General features: G+C 53.6%; 24 protein-coding genes and 3 pseudogenes. 18 read left to right on the top strand and 9 right to left on the bottom strand.

Translation table 11 applies throughout. The features are described from left to right. The first annotated feature begins 513 nt into the window (after positions 1 to 513). Entirely contained in the window at positions 514 to 1,734 is a 1,221-nt protein-coding gene (locus ACPW74_RS04015) for a tyrosine-type recombinase/integrase (protein WP_279981622.1), read from the top strand. A 27-nt stretch (positions 1,735 to 1,761) separates the two neighbouring features. Here the strand turns inward: ACPW74_RS04015 and ACPW74_RS04010 are convergent, their stop codons facing one another. Beyond that, on the bottom strand, positions 1,762 to 2,790 hold the full coding sequence (locus ACPW74_RS04010) for a hypothetical protein (protein ID WP_146054415.1): 1,029 nt from the start codon (positions 2,788 to 2,790) through the stop codon (positions 1,762 to 1,764). A gap of 496 nt (positions 2,791 to 3,286) precedes the next feature. Between ACPW74_RS04010 and ACPW74_RS04005 the strand changes: the two genes are divergently transcribed. Continuing rightward, positions 3,287 to 3,490 (top strand): helix-turn-helix transcriptional regulator, encoded by a 204-nt coding sequence (locus ACPW74_RS04005; protein ID WP_103829277.1) that lies wholly within the window; start codon positions 3,287 to 3,289, stop codon positions 3,488 to 3,490. A gap of 670 nt (positions 3,491 to 4,160) precedes the next feature. Here the strand turns inward: ACPW74_RS04005 and ACPW74_RS04000 are convergent. The 3 genes from ACPW74_RS04000 to ACPW74_RS03990 form a co-directional block, all read right to left on the bottom strand. Then, complete coding sequence (locus tag ACPW74_RS04000) at positions 4,161 to 5,435, bottom strand: IS4-like element ISApu2 family transposase (RefSeq protein ID WP_011191341.1); 1,275 nt, start codon at positions 5,433 to 5,435, stop codon at positions 4,161 to 4,163. 363 nt (positions 5,436 to 5,798) lie between these two features. Further along, complete coding sequence (locus ACPW74_RS03995) at positions 5,799 to 6,746, bottom strand: IS30-like element ISAs2 family transposase (protein ID WP_019706001.1); 948 nt, start codon at positions 6,744 to 6,746, stop codon at positions 5,799 to 5,801. A 43-nt stretch (positions 6,747 to 6,789) separates the two neighbouring features. Next, the gene (locus ACPW74_RS03990; RefSeq protein WP_425859238.1) at positions 6,790 to 7,005 is read right to left on the bottom strand and encodes a hypothetical protein; all 216 of its coding nucleotides are present in this window, start codon (positions 7,003 to 7,005) and stop codon (positions 6,790 to 6,792) included. On the opposite strand from ACPW74_RS03990, the gene ACPW74_RS03985 reads away from it, so the two are divergent. From ACPW74_RS03985 to ACPW74_RS03970, 4 genes are all read left to right on the top strand, one after another. Next, positions 6,922 to 7,338: a YagK/YfjJ domain-containing protein gene (locus tag ACPW74_RS03985; RefSeq protein ID WP_425859176.1), complete on the top strand. Its 417-nt coding sequence runs from the start codon at positions 6,922 to 6,924 to the stop codon at positions 7,336 to 7,338. The genes ACPW74_RS03990 and ACPW74_RS03985 overlap by 84 nt on opposite strands. A gap of 157 nt (positions 7,339 to 7,495) precedes the next feature. Beyond that, entirely contained in the window at positions 7,496 to 8,341 is an 846-nt protein-coding gene (locus ACPW74_RS03980) for a hypothetical protein (RefSeq protein ID WP_052815451.1), read from the top strand. Continuing rightward, positions 8,341 to 9,789: a hypothetical protein gene (locus tag ACPW74_RS03975; RefSeq protein ID WP_052815452.1), complete on the top strand. Its 1,449-nt coding sequence runs from the start codon at positions 8,341 to 8,343 to the stop codon at positions 9,787 to 9,789. The genes ACPW74_RS03980 and ACPW74_RS03975 overlap by 1 nt, the downstream gene beginning before the upstream one ends. 68 nt (positions 9,790 to 9,857) lie before the next feature. Beyond that, complete coding sequence (locus ACPW74_RS03970) at positions 9,858 to 10,838, top strand: IS5-like element IS5 family transposase (protein WP_026141915.1); 981 nt, start codon at positions 9,858 to 9,860, stop codon at positions 10,836 to 10,838. A gap of 466 nt (positions 10,839 to 11,304) precedes the next feature. Here the strand turns inward: ACPW74_RS03970 and ACPW74_RS03965 are convergent. From ACPW74_RS03965 to ACPW74_RS03950, 4 genes and pseudogenes are all read right to left on the bottom strand, one after another. Next, positions 11,305 to 12,030, bottom strand: a pseudogene (locus ACPW74_RS03965) (IS481-like element ISAs19 family transposase); the annotation flags it as partial. 81 nt (positions 12,031 to 12,111) lie between these two features. Beyond that, positions 12,112 to 12,867, bottom strand: coding sequence for an IS21-like element ISAs29 family helper ATPase IstB (gene istB / locus ACPW74_RS03960; RefSeq protein ID WP_000194037.1), 756 nt, complete (start codon positions 12,865 to 12,867; stop codon positions 12,112 to 12,114). 14 nt (positions 12,868 to 12,881) lie between these two features. Then, positions 12,882 to 14,423, bottom strand: coding sequence for an IS21-like element ISAs29 family transposase (istA, locus tag ACPW74_RS03955; protein WP_001274811.1), 1,542 nt, complete (start codon positions 14,421 to 14,423; stop codon positions 12,882 to 12,884). A 219-nt stretch (positions 14,424 to 14,642) separates the two neighbouring features. Further along, positions 14,643 to 14,963, bottom strand: a pseudogene (locus ACPW74_RS03950) (helix-turn-helix domain-containing protein); the annotation flags it as partial. Positions 14,964 to 15,073: 110 nt separating this feature from the next. On the opposite strand from ACPW74_RS03950, the pseudogene ACPW74_RS03945 reads away from it, so the two are divergent. Then, a pseudogene (locus ACPW74_RS03945) lies at positions 15,074 to 15,892 on the top strand (IS3-like element ISAs17 family transposase); the annotation flags it as partial. Between the two features lie 28 nt (positions 15,893 to 15,920). On the opposite strand, the gene ACPW74_RS03940 reads toward ACPW74_RS03945, so the two are convergent. After that, positions 15,921 to 16,241 carry a hypothetical protein gene (locus tag ACPW74_RS03940; protein ID WP_158197741.1) on the bottom strand — a complete coding sequence of 107 codons (321 nt, stop codon included), beginning with the start codon at positions 16,239 to 16,241 and terminating at the stop codon, positions 15,921 to 15,923. Here ACPW74_RS03940 and ACPW74_RS03935 point away from each other — a divergent pair. The 11 genes from ACPW74_RS03935 to ACPW74_RS03885 all read left to right on the top strand — a co-directional run bounded on the left by ACPW74_RS03935 (position 16,233) and on the right by ACPW74_RS03885 (position 23,228). Then, on the top strand, positions 16,233 to 17,183 hold the full coding sequence (locus tag ACPW74_RS03935; protein WP_052815455.1) for a DUF932 domain-containing protein: 951 nt from the start codon (positions 16,233 to 16,235) through the stop codon (positions 17,181 to 17,183). The two genes, ACPW74_RS03940 and ACPW74_RS03935, sit on opposite strands and share 9 nt — an antisense overlap. A 47-nt stretch (positions 17,184 to 17,230) precedes the next feature. Beyond that, entirely contained in the window at positions 17,231 to 17,581 is a 351-nt protein-coding gene (locus tag ACPW74_RS03930) for a type II toxin-antitoxin system RelE/ParE family toxin (RefSeq protein ID WP_042046568.1), read from the top strand. Continuing rightward, on the top strand, positions 17,581 to 17,883 hold the full coding sequence (locus ACPW74_RS03925) for a helix-turn-helix domain-containing protein (RefSeq protein WP_042046566.1): 303 nt from the start codon (positions 17,581 to 17,583) through the stop codon (positions 17,881 to 17,883). Before ACPW74_RS03930 ends, ACPW74_RS03925 begins: the two co-directional genes overlap by 1 nt. Positions 17,884 to 18,059: 176 nt before the next feature. After that, positions 18,060 to 19,052: a YqaJ viral recombinase family protein gene (locus ACPW74_RS03920; protein ID WP_042046565.1), complete on the top strand. Its 993-nt coding sequence runs from the start codon at positions 18,060 to 18,062 to the stop codon at positions 19,050 to 19,052. Between the two features lie 5 nt (positions 19,053 to 19,057). Beyond that, positions 19,058 to 19,996: a hypothetical protein gene (locus ACPW74_RS03915; RefSeq protein ID WP_042046564.1), complete on the top strand. Its 939-nt coding sequence runs from the start codon at positions 19,058 to 19,060 to the stop codon at positions 19,994 to 19,996. 211 nt (positions 19,997 to 20,207) lie between these two features. Then, a complete protein-coding gene (locus ACPW74_RS03910) occupies positions 20,208 to 20,756 on the top strand; it encodes a lecithin retinol acyltransferase family protein (protein WP_052815456.1) in 549 nt (182 codons plus the stop codon). A gap of 38 nt (positions 20,757 to 20,794) precedes the next feature. Further along, on the top strand, positions 20,795 to 21,220 hold the full coding sequence (locus ACPW74_RS03905; RefSeq protein WP_042046560.1) for a DUF2787 domain-containing protein: 426 nt from the start codon (positions 20,795 to 20,797) through the stop codon (positions 21,218 to 21,220). Between the two features lie 413 nt (positions 21,221 to 21,633). Then, the gene (locus ACPW74_RS03900) at positions 21,634 to 21,900 is read left to right on the top strand and encodes a hypothetical protein (RefSeq protein ID WP_042046558.1); all 267 of its coding nucleotides are present in this window, start codon (positions 21,634 to 21,636) and stop codon (positions 21,898 to 21,900) included. A 93-nt stretch (positions 21,901 to 21,993) separates the two neighbouring features. After that, the gene (gene radC / locus ACPW74_RS03895; protein ID WP_042046556.1) at positions 21,994 to 22,482 is read left to right on the top strand and encodes a RadC family protein; all 489 of its coding nucleotides are present in this window, start codon (positions 21,994 to 21,996) and stop codon (positions 22,480 to 22,482) included. 95 nt (positions 22,483 to 22,577) lie between these two features. Beyond that, positions 22,578 to 22,922 (top strand): type IV toxin-antitoxin system YeeU family antitoxin, encoded by a 345-nt coding sequence (locus ACPW74_RS03890; protein WP_042046554.1) that lies wholly within the window; start codon positions 22,578 to 22,580, stop codon positions 22,920 to 22,922. Positions 22,923 to 23,030: 108 nt separating this feature from the next. Then, the gene (locus ACPW74_RS03885; protein ID WP_052449453.1) at positions 23,031 to 23,228 is read left to right on the top strand and encodes a DUF2787 family protein; all 198 of its coding nucleotides are present in this window, start codon (positions 23,031 to 23,033) and stop codon (positions 23,226 to 23,228) included. The last annotated feature ends 24 nt before the right edge of the window (positions 23,229 to 23,252 follow it).

Here is a 23,252-nt window from a genome sequence, read left to right as displayed (position 1 = left end):
TGCGGGATAGAAAACCAAGCACCAATAGCCAACTCTGGACACATCGACTCGCAGGCTTTCTGCGCCTATCAGGGGGATCGCGATGGCTGAGCTCGCGGGGTCGGCCAGATGACCCTGCAGGTGCGGGCCCATGCCCCATCACCATGTTGGTGATGACCCCGGGAGACCTGTCTGAGCCGGCAAGTGGCTAATCAGGTGAATGGACATTCGAGAGAATGGGGTGAGACTTCGCGACCCCGTGACCACAGGCCCCAAATCGGGAAAGACATTGGGAGATGGCTGAGGCGGGGGTAGAAATGACAAACCCGCGACGGACGCGGGCTTGAGGGGAATAAATGGCGGAGAGACAGACCGCTATAAAACAGTCCAAAACAATCTATATCAAAACAAATAACCAAGAAATATCAATGCATTGAAAGAGCATCGTGTCCGAACCCTTCCAATCTAACACTATCAAATCCCACATCAAATGGCATACTGGATGGCATACTCATATCCGCTGAAGGTGACCATATGGCAATACTCACCGATACCAAGGCTCGCAGTCTAAAGCCCGAAGACAAACCCCTCCCCCATGGTGGAATAACAGGCTTAGCTCTGCATCCGTCGACAACCAAAGGAAGGGGGAAGTGGGTGTTACGCTACGTCAGCCCCACAACCGGCAAGCGCCGTAATGCAGGGTTAGGGGCATACCCAGAAATCTCTATCGCAGATGCAGGCAACCAGGCACGGTTAATGCGGGAACAGCTGGCTAAAGGGCTAGACCCTCTTGAGGAGAAGGGAGAGGTAAAGAGAGAAGAAACCAGCAAGCCCGCTATCCCCTCACTGGAGATCGCTGCCCGTCAGGTTCACGAACAGTTACTCCCCGGTTGGCGTAATCCGAAACATGGCAAACAGTGGATCTCTACTCTGGAGCAATATGCCTTCCCGCTTCTTGGTCGTCAGTCTATCGATACCATTTCGCCAGCTCATATCGCCAGCGTACTGCAACCTATCTGGTTGTCGATCCCAGAAACTGCAACCCGTGTTAAACAGCGGTTGCATGCCGTGATGGCCTGGGCTTGGGCCCATGGATTCTGCCAAGCAAATCCTGTCGATGTCGTGGATAAACTCCTGCCGCAACAGCCCAGCAAAGCAATTCGAACCCAACATCAGCCCGCGATGGATTGGCGAGAGCTTCCTGAGTTCTACCAAAAGCATTTGGCCAGCTCAGAGTCCTTTGATGTTAGCCGTGCCCTGCTGTCATTTGTGATCTTAACGGCCTGCCGCTCCGGCGAAGCCAGGAGTATGCGCTGGGAAGAGCTCGACCTGGGTAATGCCATTTGGACAATCCCAGCAGGCAGAATGAAGGCACACGTTACACACAGAGTACCATTGTCTCTTGAGGCCCTGGCAGTGTTGAAAAAGGTACAGGGTTTACATGGGGAATGGGTATTCCCTTCACCACGTAAACAAGTACCACTCACCGATATGGCTATGACCAGCCTATTGAGGCATATAGGTGCATCAAGTACCACTCCCGGTCGTATCGCTACTGCACATGGTTTTCGCTCTAGCTTCCGGGATTGGTGCAGCGAGCAAAGTTATGCACGGGATCTTGCAGAAAGGGCTCTAGCCCACACAGTTAAAAATAAGGTCGAAGCCGCCTATCATCGCACTGACTTGCTGGTTCAGCGTCGGCCCATGATGGATGCTTGGGCGGAGTTTGTTACGGGGTCTTCAGTGGATAAATAAGAGGGTGGCCTATTAGGCCACCTATATTTAGTGTGAATATTGTCGCTGATATTCTTGATCGATCATATCTTCTACAACCTGATAGATCCGGCGGTTTGAATCCTTTGCAATCCTCTTTAGCATTTCTTTCCGTTCTTCGGAAAGTGGAATGCTCATAGACTTACGATTTTCTGAGTTGATGCGATTTTTTTGCACAGTTCCACTCTTTCTTATCGAGGCCATTAATATGGTGCGATGATCTATCGATAACAGATCGTAAAGCGTAATCATAGCTTGTTTTGCTTTGTCATTTTTATTTACCCCTGATAAATCAAGCCAAGCAGGAGCTGTGAATGCAAGGTAAGTTTTGAATGTATAATTCCAAGCCCACTCTGCCATCCCCTCATTTTTTATTAACCAATCCTCCATCTTGGATTTATTTTTAATTTCACCCCAAACGTTTACAAAATACTGAAGTTGCCGCTCTTTATCTTGTCGAGAGACCATCCATAGATCAAAGAAATAAATTATACACTCCCTCTTTTCTCGGCTATTAGTTAAGTGAACTGGCAATTTAAGATCAAAGTAGACGCTCTCATTCAGACCAAGCGAAGGCAATACATCAACCATCAGTTTGTTTTTATCATCAATAATAAGTGATTGATTGCATCGAAGGATGCCATCTCTCCTGCCTTTAGTGGCGACTCGCAGATAGGACCAAACAAAATTGCATAACCGTTCATTATCAGGATCAATCCAATCAAAGTTTTTCGTGCCCAGACAATGTTCATTGAACATATCCAGCATCAGTTTTTTTACTGTATTTTCTTCTTCAAACTCCTCCTGATAAGGAGATATACCAATATTATCTAATTCTTTTGCCAATAGCCTTCTTTCTTCTCTTTCATTTATATCAGCAACAACATCACTTATAAACAATTCCAGCCTATTTGCCTGTTCTTCAATATTTGGCACTGAAATTTCTCTGCGGCGCCGATTATCGTCATAAAAAAACAAATGATAGAGAAAGGTGATTTCTCTTTCTTCCTTTTTGGGATGCCATGTCACTTTTGCCATTTGAACCTCGCCGTAAATCAAGCCTGCATTTTAGCTCTGTAAGAGTCTCAACCTGAGAGAACCACATCATGAGGAAGGGGAACTCAGTCCTCTGAAATAAAGATTACTATGTAGATTTTACGCTAAAGAGAGGCGATTTTTCGTTGATTTAGGATAGAAAAGTAGATTGTTTTATGTTGATTTCAGGCTGATTTTATGCTCATGAAAAAACTTGGGTGTCACAACAACCTTGCCTCAGAGAGGTCCGGCTCCCTTTTTTGCGCGCCGAGCTCGTTCGACCAAAAGACGAGCCACCCTCCTTGCTCCTGTTATCGGAAAGCCAACCAAGTATCTGAGTTCGTATAGGCTTACAGATACATTGACGTTTTGATGCTGCTATATAGGCTTATTACTGCCTCTGTAAGCCTATTTTACAAGATGCCTCTGTTGAAATCTGTTTTTTTTAACTGGCCCGCCCTTCTGATGAAACAACCCACCACATCATCAGGAGCACACCATGAACAACACCATCAAAGTCCTGCGCACCAAAGACCTCATCGCCAAGATTGGCATGGCACGTTCTACCATATACGACTGGCTTGATCCAAAGTCACCTCGCCATGACAACACCTTTCCCAAACCGTTCAAGATTGGCAAATCTTCCATCGGCTGGTTTGAGCATGATGTGGACAGTTGGCTCATCCTTCGGAGTCAGTCCTAAGCCAATATATTTTTCACAGCAATTAGGCTCCTTAACTTCCTGTCATCATACGAACCACTTTACTGCTAATGAGACAGTAAAATAGGCTATCTCTTCTTATATTTACTTTTCACTGTCAGCCACCCTTCATGGTAAGTATAGAGTTTAGGTTTATATATTATTTAATACCATTTATTACCATGCACACTAAGTACGCTACGCATCACCACTCAACGCCATGGATACCCCAGCATCCTATTGCTACACCCGCATACCACTACACCCGTATATATAACCACATTCCACTATGAGCAACTATGCCCGCTATACGCGTGTGTCTAACACACAGCGTAGGGGTAACGCTGCCTGAGCGAGAGCACCATGTTTAATACAGTTAGACTTTTGGATATCCTGACCTTATCACGCAAACTCCAGCATACGACGTTCCCAGTCGTCATCGTGGCATATACTCCTATCCGCGAGCTGCATATAGATTTAGATTATTCGAATGGACCATTATCGACTTGCCTCTTTAACGTATTGGATACCGTGTGTGATTATTTCTACTGTCACACCGAGATATCATCAGCCCACCCTACCATCGAGCTATTCCTGACTTATATGCGAGCAGTACCAAGGCTACACCTCGCCAAGATGGTTTCTCTCAATAGTCAGACTCATGTACAGAACCTTAAGCGGCAAGCGAATTAATAATACCGTCTAACGTGTTGTTTTGCTTGGATTTTCTCTGCCTACTCTTTTTGCCGTTTTTGGATAAATACACCATTGCCCACTCCAACTTCTCTGTTATTTCCTGCCACGCACCATGGATGATGCTCGCCAATATCGGCATTAACCAAAGCGCGCTGTTTTTGGCAATCTTCAGCATCGATAACTCCGCGCTGCCAATCAGCGTCAGCGCCAGCCGACGTTTGACCAGCAAGGCCAGCAAACTAGCCCAGATCAAGCCTTCCGCTATCGCTTTTTGTCGTGTCGCGAACGCCTTCAACCGGTTATGTGATTTCAGCTCTTTGAACAACAGTTCGATCTGCCAACGGCAACGATACAATGCCATCACCTTCTCGGCTGGCCATCGCTCACGCGGAAGATTGGTCATCCATATACAGAACCGTTTTTCCTCTGCAAACCAACGTCTTATGAGTCGATATTTATACTTTCCCGAACTCACATCCAGATCCAGAACCTCGGCTCTGCAGCTTCTCCGATCGATATCCTTGAGCTTTTTTCCGAGTAACTTGGGCATTTCCCTGCCGTCCTGTCGGTAAGCTGCCTGTACTTTGGGATTGAGATTTTGACTCCCTCTGACCAGATAGCTTCCTTTGGCTTTGGTCACATCAGCAAAGTACTCGCGGCTGATGTAACCGGCATCCGCCAATAACAGTTTGTTATTTAACGAATTTGCGGCCGGAAGATGCTTGCGCTCCGATTCGGTATCCGCCGTGATACTCATCGATATCGGCGACTGGTCCAGCAAGGACATGGTCATATGACACTCTACCGCAGCGGGGCTGTGCTTATTGAATCGGCCCGGGAAATGTTCTGCCAATTGCGGATGTAACGCGAATGACGACCCGTCCTGCAGCAGTACCTGCTCAAAGCCTGCCAGTCCGTGGGCGTCCGGTAGACACTCCTTGAGGCGTAAGGCGATGGCTCGTTCAACCAGTGCGCGCATGAACAAGGGAAAACCCTGCTTGCGTAACTGGTTGTGAAAGGGTTTATACGCTATTTGGTCAGTATCATGGAGCTGCAACGCATTGAAATGGCGATGCAAACCAGCAATACCATCCACCTTGTCGCAACCAAGCCCTGAGAGCAGAGCCGGGAGTAGTCTCGCAGGCTGGATATCCCGGAGTCGCTGACAAAAACCGGTAAATTTACCGATCCGGTTGAGTTCAGAAGAGCTAAGAAGTTGCTTGAGGTACTGGGTTGCATTGATAATAGTCATGGCTTCGGGTGTGTCGGTTTTTTTTTGCGATTAAATCAGATCACAAACGAAGCCTTTTTTCTATCTATTTCAATTGGTTGTAGCTAAAGATCCTGTACATGTAGTCAGACTGCTCATAGACTGGCAGATGCGATCAATAACGCCTTGGAAGCCTTCCTAAGCGAGTTAAAGAGTCAGTCGCACCGTAAGCGTCTCAATAACCTTCGACGCGTTGAGAAACGCAATCAGCGCAGCATAGCGACCTATATCAACAGCCTATTCGCTCAACATGCAAAGCTATTATTCATTCGTTTGGATATTGGGTATCGCGAGGCCCACTATCATCGATTAACCGCGAATTCAACTTCGAAGTGCGACACTCGCCTATGCCGCCTGACGGTACTCTTCGAATACCTTGACAGGCTGCCTGAATCCGAGACATTTCCGAGGTCGTAGGTTGAGCCACTGCTCCGCTCTCCTGACATCCTCGTCCGTGACCTCTCTCAGGTCTGTTCCCTTTGGGATAAACTGCCTCAACAGCCCATTGCTGTTCTCGTTCAGACCGCGCTCCCACGAAGAGTAAGGGTGCGCAAAGTAAGTCTCGGCACCCAGCGCTTCCTCTATCGCCTTGTGTTCGGCAAACTCGCCGCCGTTGTCAAAGGTGATGGTATGCACCTGCTCGATGTAGGGCGTTAACATCTCGATTATCGCATCCCGCACCACCCCAGCCTGTTTGCTCGCGACCCGCTTGACCAGATAGAGCCGGCTCTTGCGCTCCACCAGGGTGACCAGTGCACCTGTGCCTTGCTTGCCCAGCACCGTGTCCGCTTCCCAATCACCGAGCCGCTCCCGGCTATCGACGATAGCCGGCCGTTCATCAATAGAGCGGGCTTCCTTGATGGGAGAACGCAGGCTGCTCGCCCCCTTGCGGTAGCGCTTGTGGCCCTGGCGCAGATGGCGGTACAACTGGCCACCCCGGGCTTTGTCGGCGGCCACATGGCGGTATATCCACTCGTGACTCACCATGAGGCCTATCTGCTTGCCCACCGCGCTTATCTGCTCCGGGCTCCACCACCAGGCGAGTGTCAGCTCGACAAACTGGATGACATCGGCAGATAGCCGAGATTTGGCCGCACTGGCCCGTCGGTGGGTGGCGTGCTGATGCGCATTGTCTGGCTGGTAGCCCTGCGGCCCGGCGTTACGACGCAGCTCCCGGTAGAGGGTGGAGCGATGAACGCCAATGGCGCGTGCGGTGGCAAGGATGGACATCCCCTGTGCGCGAAGCACCGATAACTGGTATCGTTGCCCCTCGGTCAACTGCTGATAGCTCATGGTGATACTGCTTTTACTTTGGCGAGCAGAAGGGTACCACCAATCAGCAGTTGGCCACCTCTCGCCATTCATCCATGAGTGTCGCACTTATTATCTGAATTCCCGAACCGTGGATAACACCTCCGATAACCTGCGTCATTACCTGAGCGTAATACAACGACGATTCAAACACCTTGTGGGATATATCTGGAAGATAGAATATGGTGCCGACCGGCGTTTCCATTTTCACCTCACCTTTATCTTCAACGGGGCTGAGCATCAGCAGGATATCTCATTGGGGCGATTGCTGGGGGAGCAGTGGGAGACCATCACCGATGGGCAGGGGAACTATTACAACTGCAATAGCAGGCGAGTCCAGTACCAAGAATGGGGGACCGATGGGATTGGTATGGTGCATTACGCAGATACCGGCAAACAGGATCTACTACTGAGTGCTCTTGGTTATCTGACCAAACCCGATGAGCAGATATTGGCTACCCTCCCAGCAGGTCGCCGAACCTTTGGTCGCATGGAGATCTCGGTAGCCCGTCCTCGCGGGGGGAGGCCACGGAGCGTGAGCTATGGAACTGGGGCTATTCAGTTGGCCAACTGATACAGCCCTCAAGGAATCTTGGATTCAGATTGCACTGAGAATGGTGGGAATGTGATGTTTCGCACCCTATAACTGCATGATATTCAATAATCTGGAAGTGATCGCCGACGGAGATAGTTGGGCGACTTTAAAAATGGTTAATAACAATGGAGGTTACATGTTCCTAAACGCTGAACGGAAAAAAGCACTGCAAGACCTTGAAACTGCTGAAACGCGCTGCAAAGCCTACGTTGTGCTGGCCCAGCGAGAGATCACTGCTCTCTATGAGTGGCGCGCCAAATGCAGTAAAGAGTTGATCACTCGAGTTGAGAGTTATATCAACAGAATGAAGAATACCCCCATCGAATTCGATAAATCATTTGCAGAATTCAAAGCTGAAATCGTTGAGTTTGATGACGTCGTCGAAAAGCTTGAGATGGAATATAACAAATCACATGTTGGTAAGGGTACTGCCGCTGTTGGGATTGCTGCAGGTGCTGGCTTCGCAGCTTTTGCACCCACAGCTGCTTTGGCCGTAGCAACTACATTTGGTACAGCATCTACAGGGACTGCTATCGCAACGCTAAGTGGTGCAGCGGCAACTAACGCGGCCCTGGCTTGGTTGGGAGGTGGCGCCCTTGCTGCAGGTGGTGGTGGCATGTCTGCTGGCGGAGCATTGCTGGCACTTGCTGGGCCACTGGGGTGGGGAATAGGTGCGGCTGGCATAGCTGGCGGCGCGTTACTAGCTCGTAACAAAAACAGCAAGATTATTGAAGATACTCGAAGCGAAGAGCGCAAACTACTTGCTCAATGTAGTGAGCTCAATGTTGTCCAGACCACCGTTAAAAAAATGGTTTCGCTTACCTCCGAGCATTATCACGGTACGGAAAGCATTATCGACGTGCTAAGCAAGACTGCGCCTCACGACTACAAAGACTTTGCCCCTGGCCAAAAGCAACAACTTGCCTCACTGATCAATCACATCAACTCGCTGTCTCAGCTAATCAACAAAAAGGTTAAGTAATGGTAGTGAAGCATGCTGAACCAGTGAAGGATCAAGTCACAGGAATTGTTGTTGATCAGCTTAATCAAATGAATCAACAAGCCATGAATATCCAACTTGACGCACAGCACATTGCCTTTGAGGTGGCCACTGAGCAGATGCAGAAGGTGCGGGATTTCATTGCCAATCCCAGTGGCATTCTTGGCTCGATGTCCACTAAGCATGGTGAAATTGCCGAGCAGGTCGAGGTAGGTGTGCGCAATGCTCGCCAAGCTATTGAGGAACGACTGCAAGACGAGTCATTGCTTAAAGCTACGTTCGAGGGGGTGGGTCGCACCGCCCCTGTGGACTACATGATCGATAACGTTGCTGTGCAGTCGAAATTCATAAACGGTGCCAAAGACAATCTCGATCATGTCCTCAGACACCTCGACAAGTACCCAGAATTTGGCCGCAAGGATGAGATTTATCACATACCAAAAGACCACTGGAAAACCATTCGTGATGTTCTGGATGGTAAGCCAGTTGATAACTTAAATGAAAAATCTATCAGGGCAATCCAAGAAAAAGTCGTGGCCATGGAGCAGGCCACTGGACGCTCGTTTGATGACCTAGTCCGCCCTGGAATATCCGATTATCGTGACGTGCAACTAGGGCGGATTGATGACACGCTGGATAAGTATGATCAGGAACTTGCGGATCAAAATCAGGAAAAGAAAACCGAGATTGTTGATGACCACCGGCCATCACTCCAGGGAGCTGCGAATGCTGCAATGATGGGAGCCGCAGTAGCTGGCGCAGTGACTTTGGGTACAGGGATCTACAAGAAATACCGTGAAGGAAGGAACATATTCAAAGGTGAGCTCACAAAGAACGATTGGCAAGAGCTTGGTATGGATACGGCCAATGGTGCTCTAATCGGAGGAGTGTCTGCGGGAGCAATCTACACGCTGACAAACTTTGCCGGTATGGGAGCTCCTTTTGCCAGCGCTCTGGTCACAGCGGCCAAAGGTGTTGGAAGTCTCACCCTGTCACTACAAAGGGGGGAAATTGATATAGAGCAGTTCACCGATCTGGGCATGATTGTGTGTGCAGAAGCAGCTGTTGTTGGCGCCATGACTGTAGCTGGCCAAACAGTCATCCCGATCCCAGTGCTCGGCGCTCTCATCGGTTCAATCTCAGGAAAGATGCTGGTCACTGTTGCCAAAGGTATGAGCGACAAAATGATCGCTGAAATGAATCACAAAAAAGAAGCCTTTATTAAACGGCTAAGCGAGATTGAACAACAGGCTTTGGCACGCATTATGGCTGAGTTTGACGCGCTGGGTGATTTGACAAAGGCCGCATTCAATATACAGACCAACCAACAACTCCTGCTGGCTAGCGTCGAACTGGCCAGAGCTTATGGAGTCAATGAAGCACTCATCATTGCAAGTGAGGACGAGCTCGATAGCTTCATGAATGCCTAAGGAAGGTGCGAACAAGTCCCTGATATGAGATCATGTTTGTCATCTGGAGCCATGGAACAGGGTTCATCATGAGTCATCAACTTACCTTCGCCGACAGTGAATTCAGCAGTAAGCGCCGTCAGACCAGAAAAGAGATTTTCTTGTCCCGCATGGAGCAGATTCTGCCATGGCAAAACATGGTGGAAGTCATCGAGCCGTTTTACCCCAAGGCTGGTAATGGCCGGCGACCTTATCCGCTGGAAACCATGTTACGCATTCACTGCATGCAGCATTGGTACAACCTGAGCGATGGCGCGATGGAAGATGCTCTGTACGAAATCGCCTCCATGCGTCTGTTTGCCCGGTTATCCCTGGATAGCGCCTTGCCGGACCGCACCACCATCATGAATTTCCGCCACCTGCTGGAGCAGCATCAACTGGCCCGCCAATTGTTCAAGACCATCAATCGCTGGCTGGCCGAAGCAGGCGTCATGATGACTCAAGGCACCTTGGTCGATGCCACCATCATTGAGGCACCCAGCTCGACCAAGAACAAAGAGCAGCAACGCGATCCGCAGATGCATCAGACCAAGAAAGGCAATCAGTGGCACTTTGGCATGAAGGCCCACATTGGTGTCGATGCCAAGAGTGGCCTGACCCACAGCCTAGTCACCACCGCGGCCAACGAGCATGACCTCAATCAGCTGGGTAATCTGCTGCATGGAGAGGAGCAATTTGTCTCAGCCGATGCCGGCTACCAAGGGGCGCCACAGCGCGAGGAGCTGGCCGAGGTGGATGTGGACTGGCTGATCGCCGAGCGCCCCGGCAAGGTAAGAACCTTGAAACAGCATCCACGCAAGAACAAAACGGCCATCAACATCGAATACATGAAAGCCAGCATCCGGGCCAAGGTGGAGCACCCATTTCGCATCATCAAGCGACAGTTCGGCTTCGTGAAAGCCAGATACAAGGGGTTGCTGAAAAACGATAACCAACTGGCGATGTTATTCACGCTGGCCAACCTGTTTCGGGCGGACCAAATGATACGTCAGTGGGAGAGATCTCACTAAAAACTGGGGATAACGCCTTAAATGGCGAAGAAACGGTCTAAATAGGCTGATTCAAGGCATTTACGGGAGAAAAAATCGGCTCAAACATGAAGAAATGAAATGACTGAGTCAGCCGAGAAGAATTTCCCCGCTTATTCGCACCTTCCCTAACTAATGGGCCACCAAGAAGAGTGGCCCTATTTATTACCGTGAGGTAAGTGCCAGTTGGCTGGCAATCCAATCGTGAATCTGGCCTGGGGTAGTGATTGCGGTTTCTAGCGCAAAGCGTTTACTGCAACACTCTACCTCTGGGTATTCCTGCGCTTGGCCGGTCCAAACTTCATGATCAGCCCAGGGGTAGTCGTGCTCGATAGAGCCCCAGTTATACATGGCATGCTTGGTAAAGCGATATAGATGTACTGTGAGCCAGGCTCTTAATGTACAGATCTAGTTATCACCTGACACCGGCCTCAAACCGGTGTCTTGTTTACGCTACTTTAGTGCGCACTTCCTTCGGTATCAATTTCAGACCCTTTTTGAACATGCTGTAGGGAGTCTGTCCTTCCATCATCCTGCCTTGATGTGGCCGCTGGGTGTTGTAGTGATCCAGATAGCTGTCCAGGTCTGTCTGCATCTGCTCTACCGACTCATACCAGGTTGTCCTCCCCTTGATACGGAAGTGTTCATCCAGCAGGGTGCGATGTAGCCGCTCGATAAAGCCGTTGCTCTGCGGCCTGCGTACCTTGGTGGTCCGGTGCTCAATCCCCTCCAGTTGCAGGAACAGCTCGTAGGGGTGATGGTCAGGGCGCCCGCAGAACTCGCGCCCGTTATCTGACAGGATGGTATAGACCCGCGCCTCGTGAGCCTCGAAGAACGGCAGGACCGTTTCGTTGAGCACATGGACCGAGGTCACCGGCAGCTTGCTGGTGTAGAGCCGTCCCCAGGCGTGGCGGCTGTAGCAGTCCAGTACGGTTTGCAGATACACCTTGCCCACCCCCTTGAGTGCGCCGACGAAGAAGGTGTCGACCGCCACCAGTTCCCCGGTGTAGTGAACCTCAATTTGGCGTTCGCGAAACTCGGGGCTGAAGCGCTCGAGCAGGCGGATCTGCTCGTCATTGAGCTCAATCGTCTGTTCCCTGTGGGTTTTCTCGAGGCGCAACAAGCGGTCATGCTTGGAGAGCAAGTCGTGACGTTGCCACACGCCACGCACACCGTGCGTATTCCGGCGAAGTTGAACAGCCATTCCGGCCAACGTGAACACCCTGATCCTTAACGCGCTCACGTCACCCCGTTTCTAACTCGAGTGTTCAGATTGGGTCAACTCACTTCTCCTCTTTCTCATCGATTCTCCCTTCAGTGACAGCCGGTGAGCGTTGTGCATCAGCCGGTCCAGGATCGCATCTGCCAGAGTGTTGTCCCCCAAGCTCGCGTACCACTCTTCCGTTGGCAGCTGACTGACCACGACCGTCGAGTATTTCCCGTACCGATCATCCATGATCTCCAGCAGGGCGTTGCGCTGCTCGGCATTCACCGCTTCCAGTCCCCAGTCATCCAGGATCAGCAGCTCTATCCTTGCCAGTTGACCCAGCAGTCTGGCGTAACTGCCATCTACCTTGGCCTGGCTCAGCTCAAGTAGCAGACGCGGCAGCCGGTAGTAACGAGTGCTGTGCCCCTGCTGACAGGCTTGGTAGCCCAGCGCACAGGCTAGGTAGGTTTTTCCGCAGCCACAGGGGCCGGTAATGAGCAGGTTCTGGCCCCGGCGCAGCCACTCTCCTTGGGCCAGGTTTGCCACCTGTGACCGCTCCAGGTTGCGTGCAGACTGGTAGTCCACCTCTTGCACCGTGGCCTGGAGTTTGAGCCTCGCCTGCTTGACCAGCCGAGCTTGTTTACGCTGCTCCCGGCTCAGTTGTTCGTGTTCGACCAGCAGGCTTAGCCGCTCGATGAAGGGCAGCCCTTCGTAGGTACTTGCCTGTTCCAGTTGTTGTTGCACGGCATCCGCCATGCCGGTCAGTTTCAGGTGTCTCAAGCGGGTCAGCGTTTGTTGGGTCATGGGACGTATCCTCTTTAGTGGAAGCTCTGGGGGCCACGGATGTTCTCGTGCTCTTGCGGTAACTCTGGGTAGCTCAGCGGGCTTGCGGGCAGTTGGTCGCGGCCACTGGTCAGCACCGACTTGAGCTGTTTGAGTCGCACCAGACCTTCCCGGTTGGCCAACTGGCAACAGGCTTCAACCCGTGATGGCGGATATTCCCGGCTAAGACTCAGCAGCCCCAGGCAGAGTCGGTATGCCTGCTCGGCATGGGCTTTCTCTTCCAACCGTTCGCTAACCCAGCACAAGGTGCTCGGTCCGATGTCAGCAGCCCACTGTTTAAGACGCCCTGGGGTCCAGCGTTGCTGCTTGCTGTGACGTTCCGGCATGTGCTCAGGGAGTGTGCTCATCCCCGGGATGGTTTTACGCGGATGGCTCGCGACCAGCTGTTGCTGGTGATAGACCTGAAGCAGTGTGTCGCCTGCATGGAGCTCCAGTTGCTGACCCACATACTGGTGTGGCACCGAGTAATGGTGCTGCTCATAGCTGACGTGATAGTCGATGTTGACCTTGACCGTTTTGATGGCGACATAGCGATAGGGATGCACCGGCAGTGGTCCCAGTGCCGGGCGGTCCAACTGCTCAAATGCGTCACGTCGGTTACCGGGCAGTTGCTTGAACGGACGCTCGTTGAGTTCGTTCAGCAAGGCACGGATGCACTGGTTGAGTTCGGCAAGCGAGAAGAAGGTCTGATGGCGTAGACGGGCCAGGATCCAGCGCTCGACGATCTGCACACCCACCTCTGCCTTGGCCTTGTCCTTGGGCTTGTAAGGACGAGCTGGCATCACCGCCACCTGATAGTGCTCGGCCAACTGCTGGTAGCTGGGGTTGAGCTCGGGATCGTATCGGCAAGCCTTGCTGACACCGCTCTTGAGGTTGTCGGGGATCAGCAGTGCCGGTGTCCCGCCGAAAAACTCAAAGGCACGGACATGGCTTTGCAGCCAGTCCGGCAGTGACTGTGACCAGGTGGCCTCGGCAAAGGTGTAGTTGGACGCACCGAGCACGGCGACAAAGACTTGTGCCTGACGGACCTCACCCGTAGTCGGCGACACGATGGGCACCGTGGGCCCGCAGTAGTCGATAAAGAGCTTTTCCCCCGCCTTGTGGATCTGGCGCATGGAGCGCTTTTGCAACTGACACCAGGACTTGTAACGGTCACAGAACTGGGAGTAGCTGTAACAGCTATTGGGATAGCGCTGGGTGTACTCCTCCCAGAGCAGCTGTTTGGAGACCCCCTTGCGCTTGAGCTCCTGATGGACAGAGGGCCAATCCGGCACAACATGGCGGGCCGAGATGGTGGTATCGGCCTGCGGATAGAACAGGGCAGCCAGTCGGCCATCATCAAGCTCGGTAGGTAAGGGCCAGGTAAGGCCGAGCGCCTGGGCACTTTTGAGGAGTTTCTGGATGGAGCCGACACTGACCTTGGTACAGATACTGATTTGGCGAACAGAGAGGTCAGCTTCCAGCCGCAGTCGCAGTACTTCACGAATTTTACGCATTGCAATCCTCTTGGCAGACATAGGCTCTTCCCTGGCAAAAGGGAGAGCGTATCAAAGGTTTTTAAATCAATGCGTTAAGGATGATTCCGGTGAATGTGAACAGTGATTCCGGGATGTTGAACACTGTTTCCGGAAAGGAGGGGCGAAGTGTTCAGGTTGAACCGGAATGAGCGTTCATATTGGTCCGGAAATGGTGTTCACGTTGAATCGGAATTGGTGTTCATGATCGGCCGGAATATGCACACCGCCCGCACTGACGTTGATGCCTTGCAGAGCCAGTTCTTGCGCGACCCGCAGCGGGCCATGGGTTGGTCTGGTGAGAGAGTAATCGAGGATAGCCTGTTCAATCTCGGGAGCGACCCGGTTGGGATGCGCCCCTTTACAGCCGGGTAGTTTGTCGAGCAAGCCCTCGGCGCCATAGGTCTGATAGTTACGGCGAATTTCGTAGAACTGCTGACGGCTGTAGCCGATGAGCTTGCAGGCTTTGCTGACGTTATTGAGCTCTTTGGCGAGCTCTAGCAGGCTGAGTTTGCGACGTGCTACTTTCTCGTTGGTGGTCATACGGTGACTCCGGATAACACGGTAGGGGTACCGTTTTGTTATCCGGTTTGAAGCCGTATGACCACTCCCTTTTGTGGGCAACTGTCAGGTGAATACCATCTCCATACACTCTTAATGTATCGCGTGCGCAGCTATCCGTTCGTGTTCATCGAAAACCGGGTTGGCAAGATGGTCGTCATCATCGCCAGCGTGATGATGCAGCCTTACTTGGCCGTATCATGGAGGCGATGGCAGAGCTTCCCTCCTATGGCTATCGCCGGGTCTGGGCGCTGTTACGGCGTCAGTCTGAGGCAACAGAACAACCTGTGGTAAACGCTAAGCGGGTATATCGCGTCATGCGCGAGCATGGCTTGCTGCTGGAAAGAAAACCAGCTGCACCATTGGCCCAGCAGGCACATAAGGGGCGTGTTGCCGTCAAGGAGAGCAATCGACGGTGGTGCTCAGATGGCTTCGAGTTTCGCTGTGATAACGGTGAAAAACTACGTGTCACGTTCGCCATGGATTGCTGCGATAGGGAAGCGTTGGACTGGGCGGCCAGTACTGGGGGTTACGACAGTGACACTGTGCAAGATGTCATGCTGAGGTCTGTCGAACGTCGCTTTGGGGATTCGTTGCCGGCATCACCGGTGGAGTGGCTGACTGATAATGGCTCGGCGTATCGAGCCCATGAGACCCGCGCGTTTGCACGAGAAATCGGGTTGGAGCCCAGAACTACTGCGGTGAGAAGCCCACAGAGTAACGGTATAGCGGAGAGCTTCGTGAAGACGATGAAGCGAGACTATATCGAGATGATGCCAAAACCGGATAGCCGAACAGCGGTAGGCAATTTGGCTATCGCGTTTGAGCATTATAACGAGCACCACCCGCACAGCGCCTTGGGATACCGTTCACCACGGGAATTTCTGCGCAGTCGGGTATCACAACCCTAAGCGGGAAAAAGTGTCTGGACCTATGGGGTCAAATCCAATAGGGAACACGGCCAAAAAATGTGGCGGTGAGCAGATCCTCACTACGCTGAAACGCCTCACGCCAACTTACTGACTCCCCTTCCAACCCAATGCGACCCGCTTTGCTGCTTAAGATTGCCTGTAGCATCCGTCCTCCAGGATTCAAAAGAACATAAGCATCTATCGTACTACCAGTCGAAGTTAATAATTGCCAAATGGGGCACAATTTGGCCCTGAATGAAAAGAATCTCAGATATATATCATCTCCATGAACCTCGACCGGGGCTGCCTTTGCAGCCCCTTTTTCATTGGAGATTTTTATATGGCTCATCTCATCGACACCATGGCCTACACCGGCCAGACGCCTTGGCATGGCCTCGGCAATCTGTTACCCGCACAGCAATCGCTCGATATCTGGCTACAAGCTGCCGGGATGGATTGGACCATCGAGCAGAGCGACGTGATGTTTAACGTGGCTTCCGATGCCCTGCATATCCGCCCCTACAGCGATAGCAAGGTGCTCTACCGCTCCGATACCCTGACACCGCTCTCGGTAGTCTCCCAGCGCTATAACGTGGTGCAGCCCCACGAGGTGTTGCACTTTTATCAGGATCTAGTGGAAGCTGGCGGCTTTGAATTGGAAACCGCAGGCTCACTCAAAGGCGGTCGCAAGCTGTGGGCGCTGGCCCGTACCGGCCAGGACATGAAACTCAAGGGCGGGGATGTGGTGAAGTCTTACCTGCTGCTCGCCACCAGTTGCGATGGCACCCTCTGCACCACGGCGCAGTTCACTTCCCTGCGAGTGGTCTGCAACAACACCTTACAGATGGCGCTGCGTGACAGCAGCGGGGCCATCAAGGTCCCCCATTCGACCCAGTTCGATGCGACAGCAGTAAAAGAGTCGCTGGGACTCGGACTCTCTCATTGGGATGAGTTCAAAGCCCAGACCAAGGCATTAGCGCAACGCCCGGTCGCTCCTGAAGAGGCCCTGCGCTTCTTTAGTGACCTGCTGACCCAACCGTTGGATGACGAGAACATCATCCTCACCCGCCCAGTACAACGCCTGCACGAGCTCTATCAGGGCGCCGGGATGGGGTCTGATTTATCGAGCTCCTGCAATACTGCCTGGGGGCTGGTCAATGCGGTGACCGAGTACGTGGATCACCATCGCCGTGCTCGCAGTCAGGATCACCGGCTCGACTCCGCCTGGTTCGGACAAGGGGCGCAACTGAAAATCCAGGCGTTAAACCGGGCCCTCAACCTGTTGCAGTGATGGCCGTATCCATCTAGGATATAAACTAAAGATTATATTGGTGCGCTATGTGGACAGTAAAAACGACCGAGCTGTTTAATGCTTGGTTTGATGTGCAAGATGAAGCGACGCAGGAGAAAGTCTTGGCTGGGCTACTCGCCTTGGCACAAGGTGGCCCATCGGTAGGGCGTCCCCTGGTCGATACCATCAAGGGCTCGCGTTTTACAAACTTAAAAGAGCTGAGGGTGCAGCATCAGGGAGAGCCGCTACGTGCATTCTTTGCCTTTGACCCGCTGCGACAAGCCATCGTGCTTTGTGCTGGCAACAAGGGCGGGAACGAGAAGCGGTTTTACAAAGAGATGCTGCCGTTGGCTGAGGCACAGTACGCCAGGCATCTGGCTGAGTTGGAGGAAAAGTAATGGGAAGAACACTTGACGATTTGCTGGCCTCCCGTTCAGAAGAGAGTCGGCAACGCATCCAGGAAATGGCAACCGAGCTGTTGCTGGAGGTGCGTATACAGGCGCTGCGCGAAGAGCTGGAGGTGTCGCAGGTTGAGTTGGCTAAGGCACTCGGTGTCAGTCAGCCTGCCGTCGTGGCGATGGAGCAGCGTGGCAGTGATATCAAGCTCTCCACCATGAAACGCTATGTTGAAGCGATGGGCGGCAAGCTGCGTGTAGATGTGGAATTGCCTACCGGCCGACACATCGGGTTCAACGTCTGACGCCGTTGCGACGACCCGTTAACAGACATCTAGCGATTTAGCTCGCCCATCAACACCCCATCCTGAGGCTGCAAATGCAGCCTATTTTCATTCCACCAGAAAGCAAAAATCCCCTCACCCGGACTGGCGTAAGCCAATCCGGGCGGGAGCATTTATGCCGTCAAGCAGGAGTCACGATGAAAGCAAAAGCCAAATACGGTCAGGCCATTCGTTTAGCCTCGACCTCCGACCTCCCTCGCGAACAGTGGCTGGCGATCCGCAAGCTGGGGATCGGCTCGTCCGATGCCGCCGTGGCGGTGGGCCTCTCACCCTATAAATGCCCGCTGTCGCTATGGCTGGAGAAAACCGGTCGCAAGGAGCCGGAAGATATCTCCCACAAGGAAGCGGTGCTGTGGGGTATCGAGCTCGAACCGGTCTTGGCGCAGGTCTACGCCAAGCGAACCGGTTACCGGGTACGCCGGGTCAATGCCGTACTACAGCACCCCGAACACACCTTTATGCTCGCCAATCTCGACCGGGAGGTGGTGGGTCACCCCGACGGCCCCGGCATCCTCGAAATCAAGACCGCCAGCTATCACAGTGCCCCGCAGTGGGAGGAAGGTGTGCCGGTCGCCTACCAGTGTCAGGTACTTCATCAGCTCGCCGTCACCGGCCATGCCTGGGCGGAGGTAGCTGTGCTGATCGGGGGGCAGGATTTTCGGATTTATCGCATCGAGCGCGACGAGGAGAAGGTCCGGGATCTCACCGAGCGTGAAGCACAGTTCTGGCATCAGGTCACCAGCAACCAGCAGCCCGAGCCCGATGGCTCTGAGGATGCAGGCTCGGCGTTGGCTTGGCTATTTCCCCGCGATGACGGAGAGACCGTCGATCTCTCCGATTCCCCCGAGTTCAACCAGCTGTTCGGGGAGTTACTGCATCTGCGCGAGCACAAGGAGGAAGTGGAGCTACGCGAGTCGCAGATCAAGCAGCGGCTACAGGCCACGCTGGGCGAGGCCACGGCAGGGCTCTTCGCCGACGGCAAGATCACTTGGAAACGCAGCAAGGATCGGCTGGCGCCGGACTTGGAACGGCTCGGGCAGGATCATCCCGACCTGCTCAGCCACTACGTCAAACCGGTGCCCGGCTCACGCCGTTTCACCATTCAGGCCACTCATGCTGGCAGGAGTTAAACACCATGATCAAAGGACTGGCAATTACCCCGCCCGTGATCGGGCGGATCTGTATCGGCAGGCTGGTACAGAAAGACGGGAAATGGGTGCCGGAGAAGGATGACAGTTTCACCCTCACCACCCAGGTGCAGCAGAAAGGGGGATGGTTACTCCATCCCTTGCATCAGCAGTTCGCTCAAGGGCATGAGCAGGCCAAGATCCGCGCCATCCCGGTACGTGTGCTGTTCAATGACAGCGATCTGAACCTGCGGGCAGAGTACAGCGCCTTTGACCGCCAGACTGGGCGACCGCTCTGTGTCGGCAATGGAGAGATGGCAAAACGGGTGGGGGCACAAGGGATGGAGGAGGTCAGTTGCCCCGGTCCAGAGCGCTGTCCCTACGGCCAGCAACAGGGCTGTAAGTTGTACGGACGACTGAACCTATTTGTGGAGGGACAGGGGGATGAACTCGGCAGCTTTATCTTTCGTACCACCGGCTATAACTCGGTACGAACCCTGGCGGCACGGCTCAAGTATTTCGAGGCAGTGAGCGGTGGATTGACCCGCTATCTGCCACTGACCTTGAGGTTGCGGGCCAAGAGCACCACCCAGTCCTACCGTACCCCGGTCTACTACGTGGACTTGACGCTGCGTGACGAACTGACCCTGACCGAGGCAGTCGGTCAGGCACGGCAGGAAGCGATGCAGGATGATGAAGCTGGGCTGACGATTAGCGAAATGGAAGCCGTGGCGCGGGCGCTACTGCGCAATGGTCAGTTCGAGGAGGTGGATGAAGAGGTGCCAATGCTGCTGGAGGAGTTTTACCCCCAGGTGGAGGAAGGGGAACATTCGACTGCCGAACCGGCTCTGCAAGCGGAGACCAGACCACGGGGAACGCGAACTCGGGCATCCCCGTTAACCAACAAATTGGGTAAAGGCGCGGCACCGGCACCCGGTGCGCTCTAACTCAGGATCTGGCCAGACGCTCGACCAATCGCTCAAACGTCTCCAGCGGCAATGCCCGGTCGGCACTGTCCAGTCGGGCTAGCTTCTGCCCCAAGACTGTACCCTGCTCGGTTGGGCGCGGGCGGGTCTCATACATCTTTTCACACCGACTCCAGGGCACCCATTAGGTGCCCTGTTGCGTTTATATGCCTGACCACAAGGAGTTAACTTCATGTCTCGATTCACCCCAGGCGATCATTTGGTGACCGTTCGCCTCGGTTATACCCACCACGGCCTCTATGTCGGGGGCAACCATGTCATCCACTATCAGGGGCCTAATCTCGGCCTACCCGGTGAAATAGTGATGACCTCTCTGGATGAGTTTTCCGATGGTAAACCGGTCTGGTGCAAGCCTTGCCCTGCCAGGCTGTATGGCCGAACAGAGAGCCTCGAACGTGCCCGTACTCGGCTGGGCGAGCATCGGTACGATGTATTATTCAGTAACTGTGAACACTTCGTGATGTGGTGCATCCACGGTATCCATCACTCGACACAGGTTAGCCAAGCAGCGGCGGCGGTGGCGAAAGCGGCCCTCCGCACTCAGCAGACCACCATCATGCCCCCAGCTACAACCGTGTTGACCCGAGAACGCACAGCATCTGATTGCATGACGCTCGCCACCTCCGCTATCACTCTGACTTCGCCAAGCTGGGTCCCCTTGGCAACCGGCGTATTAGCCGCTCACGCAGTAAGCCGCCTCTGGTCCTGGCTCACCGACTGAGCCACTGCCGCTACCTCACACTTTCAAGGATCACTACCATGACTATTCCCTTTCACCGGGACGGCATCAGCCTGCCTGTCTGCCAAGCACTGTTGGCTCTACTCAGCCAGGAAGCCGAACGAACCGACCTCGACCTGGGACGCTGTACCCAGCTGACCTTCAACTTCCGTAACCCCGGTTACAGCGCCGAACAAGGCGGCGTTCACCCGGTCGAAATACGCCTGGTGCGTGGTCTTGACGACTGGTTGTTCGATTACGTCACCGACTTCAGCTACCAAGGGCTGGGGCAAGATGCCGAGCTCTGCAAGGAGCTCGATTTCAACTTTCTCGATGGGGAGCACACCATGTTGGGCTGGGGACCGTTGCGACTGGCCGAAGCGCGGGAGTTGTTCGATATATGGCAGAGCAACTTCATTGCCTACTACCGGTTGGAATGTTTCAGCATCACGGTCAGCGGCGATTAGGAGGTGTGAAATGCCACATGAATTAGCGCTCTCCCACTACTCACGCCAATGGCTAGAACTAGTTGCAGCCAAAGCCAGGTTACAACCTGTACACAGCGGCAAACACTGGCTGCTGCACATCACCCCCGATAGCCCACATGTCCGAACGGTGACTCTACAAGTTCGCTGGTCTGGGGTTCAGTGGCAACTGCTCACCATCAGCAATGCTGACGACTGGCGCACTATGAACCAGCCTGTGAATGAGATCTGCGTTGATCCCAAGCGCAGGTGTTTCTGGCATTGCCAGGCAGGGCCGGTCCCGCTCACTGAACAGCCCAGGGTACTGGCCAGCTTTCTGGCTGACCTGCAGCGCATTTGTATTCATCGCGGTTTTACCGTGGAGAGTGACCCCTTACCCCATGAGGAAGGTGCCGATGACCAGAACACTGCTCGCCCTTGAGCTGGAGGGGGTTCACGATAGCGGGGGGCAGATCCAAGTAGTGCGGGACTACGGTCTACGGGTAGATGGCTACGCCCTCTACCTGCGCTATCAGACCGAACAGGGTTACGCACTGGCCGAATGGCTGTGCGATCACCCACAGCGGGAGTGGCTGTATGGCATCGGCAACCTGCTGGCCACCAGTTACCACCTCCCGTTGCACGACCTGACACCGCAAGGGCTGGCCCAGGCCCCCCACTGACCCACTCGCCGCAATCACCACCCCCTTTATTGCAAAAAAGCACACCCCACCAGCCCATAGGCCAGTGGGGCGAACGCTTTTGGAGGATCCATCATGTTGCATCAGAAACTCATCGCCGGGGAGGAACCCGGCACTTATCGCGTGCCCGGCCTCGTTACCGACGACGATTTGCTGATCATTGCCCAGATGATTGCCCGCCAGAAACTGGCCAAGGGCGTTGCCATTACCGATAAGCACTTGGCCCTGCAAGGGCTGCTGCAAGCACGAGATCGCGAAGTCTTTGCAGCGTTGTTCCTCGATAACCAGCACCGGATCCTGGCCTATGAAGAGCTGTTTCTCGGCACCCTGTCCGCAGCGACCATCTACCCCCGCGACGTGGTCAAGCGGGTACTGCACCACAATGCCGCAGCGCTGATGCTGGTGCATAACCACCCGTCGGGTTACCCGGAGCCCAGCAGTGCAGATATCGAGATCACCCAGCGGCTACAAAGTGCCTTGGCACTCGTGGATATCCGAACTCTGGATCATCTGGTGGTCGGGACGGAGGGCGTGGTGTCGCTGGCAGAGCGGGGGCATTTGTAACGGTCACGCCGGTCAAGCGGCCCGTTCGGGGAGTAATAAAGCATGGTCAGCAGTGACTAATGCAATGACTCACCATCATTCGGAGTAAACAGAGTATGAGCACAATAGGCAGTTGGGGATTACATACCCAGGTCCAACCACGCTTTGGCGCACGTGCCATTGTCGAGAGAAGCGGAGTCTCCCTGCTATGGGATCGCAGCGGCGTCTATGGCGAGGCTGACGAGCAGTGGCTTACCGATATCGACACCGTTTTACCGGGGTTTATTGAGCGTCTTAGCAAGCTCTTTCAACAAGGGGAACTGCTGAGCGACCAAGATAAATTGGTGACGTTGAGGCAGGGGGATTGGGTCTGCCTGGCCAATCCAAGGGCCAGCTATGGTTACCTCTATCTGGATGTCTACCGGCAAGAAAGCGGCAATGTTCAAGCCACAGAGGCGTGAAACCGACACAAAGGGTGAGCCACATGCTCACCCTCTGCCTGAGACTTATTTTTTTGCCTGACTACTGAACCCCAAATGCCTTACATACGGTATCCACGGACCGGCAACATGATCGACTTCAGCTATCAGGGGGCAGAATGCGGAACTGTGCCAGGAGCTCGATTTAAACTTCTGGAGGACGATCACTACATGCTGGAGTGGGGGCCGCTGCCGCAGGCTAGTGCCATAGAACTGTTTGTTGTATGGCAATCCAATTTCATCACTGGTGTTACGCCGCAACTCCCAGTACAGCAGGAATTCAGATAAAATGTGCAACACTCATGGTTAAGC

Source organism: Aeromonas sp. INTO2 (genome assembly GCF_049860605.1).
GTDB lineage: Bacteria > Pseudomonadota > Gammaproteobacteria > Enterobacterales > Aeromonadaceae > Aeromonas > Aeromonas caviae.
This window is presented reverse-complemented; position numbering and strand designations above follow the sequence as displayed.

Excerpts from the sequence above, each read along its gene's own strand:
- ACPW74_RS04015 (WP_279981622.1), top strand. The coding sequence starts at position 514 with ATGGCAATACTCACCGATACCAAGGCTCGCAGTCTAAAGCCCGAAGAC.
- ACPW74_RS04010 (WP_146054415.1), bottom strand. The coding sequence starts at position 2,790 with ATGGCAAAAGTGACATGGCATCCCAAAAAGGAAGAAAGAGAAATCACC.
- ACPW74_RS04005 (WP_103829277.1), top strand. The coding sequence starts at position 3,287 with ATGAACAACACCATCAAAGTCCTGCGCACCAAAGACCTCATCGCCAAG.
- ACPW74_RS04000 (WP_011191341.1), bottom strand. The coding sequence starts at position 5,435 with ATGACTATTATCAATGCAACCCAGTACCTCAAGCAACTTCTTAGCTCT.
- ACPW74_RS03995 (WP_019706001.1), bottom strand. The coding sequence starts at position 6,746 with ATGAGCTATCAGCAGTTGACCGAGGGGCAACGATACCAGTTATCGGTG.
- ACPW74_RS03990 (WP_425859238.1), bottom strand. The coding sequence starts at position 7,005 with ATGCTCAGCCCCGTTGAAGATAAAGGTGAGGTGAAAATGGAAACGCCG.
- ACPW74_RS03980 (WP_052815451.1), top strand. The coding sequence starts at position 7,496 with ATGTTCCTAAACGCTGAACGGAAAAAAGCACTGCAAGACCTTGAAACT.
- ACPW74_RS03975 (WP_052815452.1), top strand. The coding sequence starts at position 8,341 with ATGGTAGTGAAGCATGCTGAACCAGTGAAGGATCAAGTCACAGGAATT.
- ACPW74_RS03970 (WP_026141915.1), top strand. The coding sequence starts at position 9,858 with ATGAGTCATCAACTTACCTTCGCCGACAGTGAATTCAGCAGTAAGCGC.
- istB (WP_000194037.1), bottom strand. The coding sequence starts at position 12,867 with ATGACCCAACAAACGCTGACCCGCTTGAGACACCTGAAACTGACCGGC.
- istA (WP_001274811.1), bottom strand. The coding sequence starts at position 14,423 with ATGTCTGCCAAGAGGATTGCAATGCGTAAAATTCGTGAAGTACTGCGA.
- ACPW74_RS03935 (WP_052815455.1), top strand. The coding sequence starts at position 16,233 with ATGGCTCATCTCATCGACACCATGGCCTACACCGGCCAGACGCCTTGG.
- ACPW74_RS03940 (WP_158197741.1), bottom strand. The coding sequence starts at position 16,241 with ATGAGCCATATAAAAATCTCCAATGAAAAAGGGGCTGCAAAGGCAGCC.
- ACPW74_RS03930 (WP_042046568.1), top strand. The coding sequence starts at position 17,231 with ATGTGGACAGTAAAAACGACCGAGCTGTTTAATGCTTGGTTTGATGTG.
- ACPW74_RS03925 (WP_042046566.1), top strand. The coding sequence starts at position 17,581 with ATGGGAAGAACACTTGACGATTTGCTGGCCTCCCGTTCAGAAGAGAGT.
- ACPW74_RS03920 (WP_042046565.1), top strand. The coding sequence starts at position 18,060 with ATGAAAGCAAAAGCCAAATACGGTCAGGCCATTCGTTTAGCCTCGACC.
- ACPW74_RS03915 (WP_042046564.1), top strand. The coding sequence starts at position 19,058 with ATGATCAAAGGACTGGCAATTACCCCGCCCGTGATCGGGCGGATCTGT.
- ACPW74_RS03910 (WP_052815456.1), top strand. The coding sequence starts at position 20,208 with ATGTCTCGATTCACCCCAGGCGATCATTTGGTGACCGTTCGCCTCGGT.
- ACPW74_RS03905 (WP_042046560.1), top strand. The coding sequence starts at position 20,795 with ATGACTATTCCCTTTCACCGGGACGGCATCAGCCTGCCTGTCTGCCAA.
- ACPW74_RS03900 (WP_042046558.1), top strand. The coding sequence starts at position 21,634 with ATGACCAGAACACTGCTCGCCCTTGAGCTGGAGGGGGTTCACGATAGC.
- radC (WP_042046556.1), top strand. The coding sequence starts at position 21,994 with ATGTTGCATCAGAAACTCATCGCCGGGGAGGAACCCGGCACTTATCGC.
- ACPW74_RS03890 (WP_042046554.1), top strand. The coding sequence starts at position 22,578 with ATGAGCACAATAGGCAGTTGGGGATTACATACCCAGGTCCAACCACGC.
- ACPW74_RS03885 (WP_052449453.1), top strand. The coding sequence starts at position 23,031 with ATGATCGACTTCAGCTATCAGGGGGCAGAATGCGGAACTGTGCCAGGA.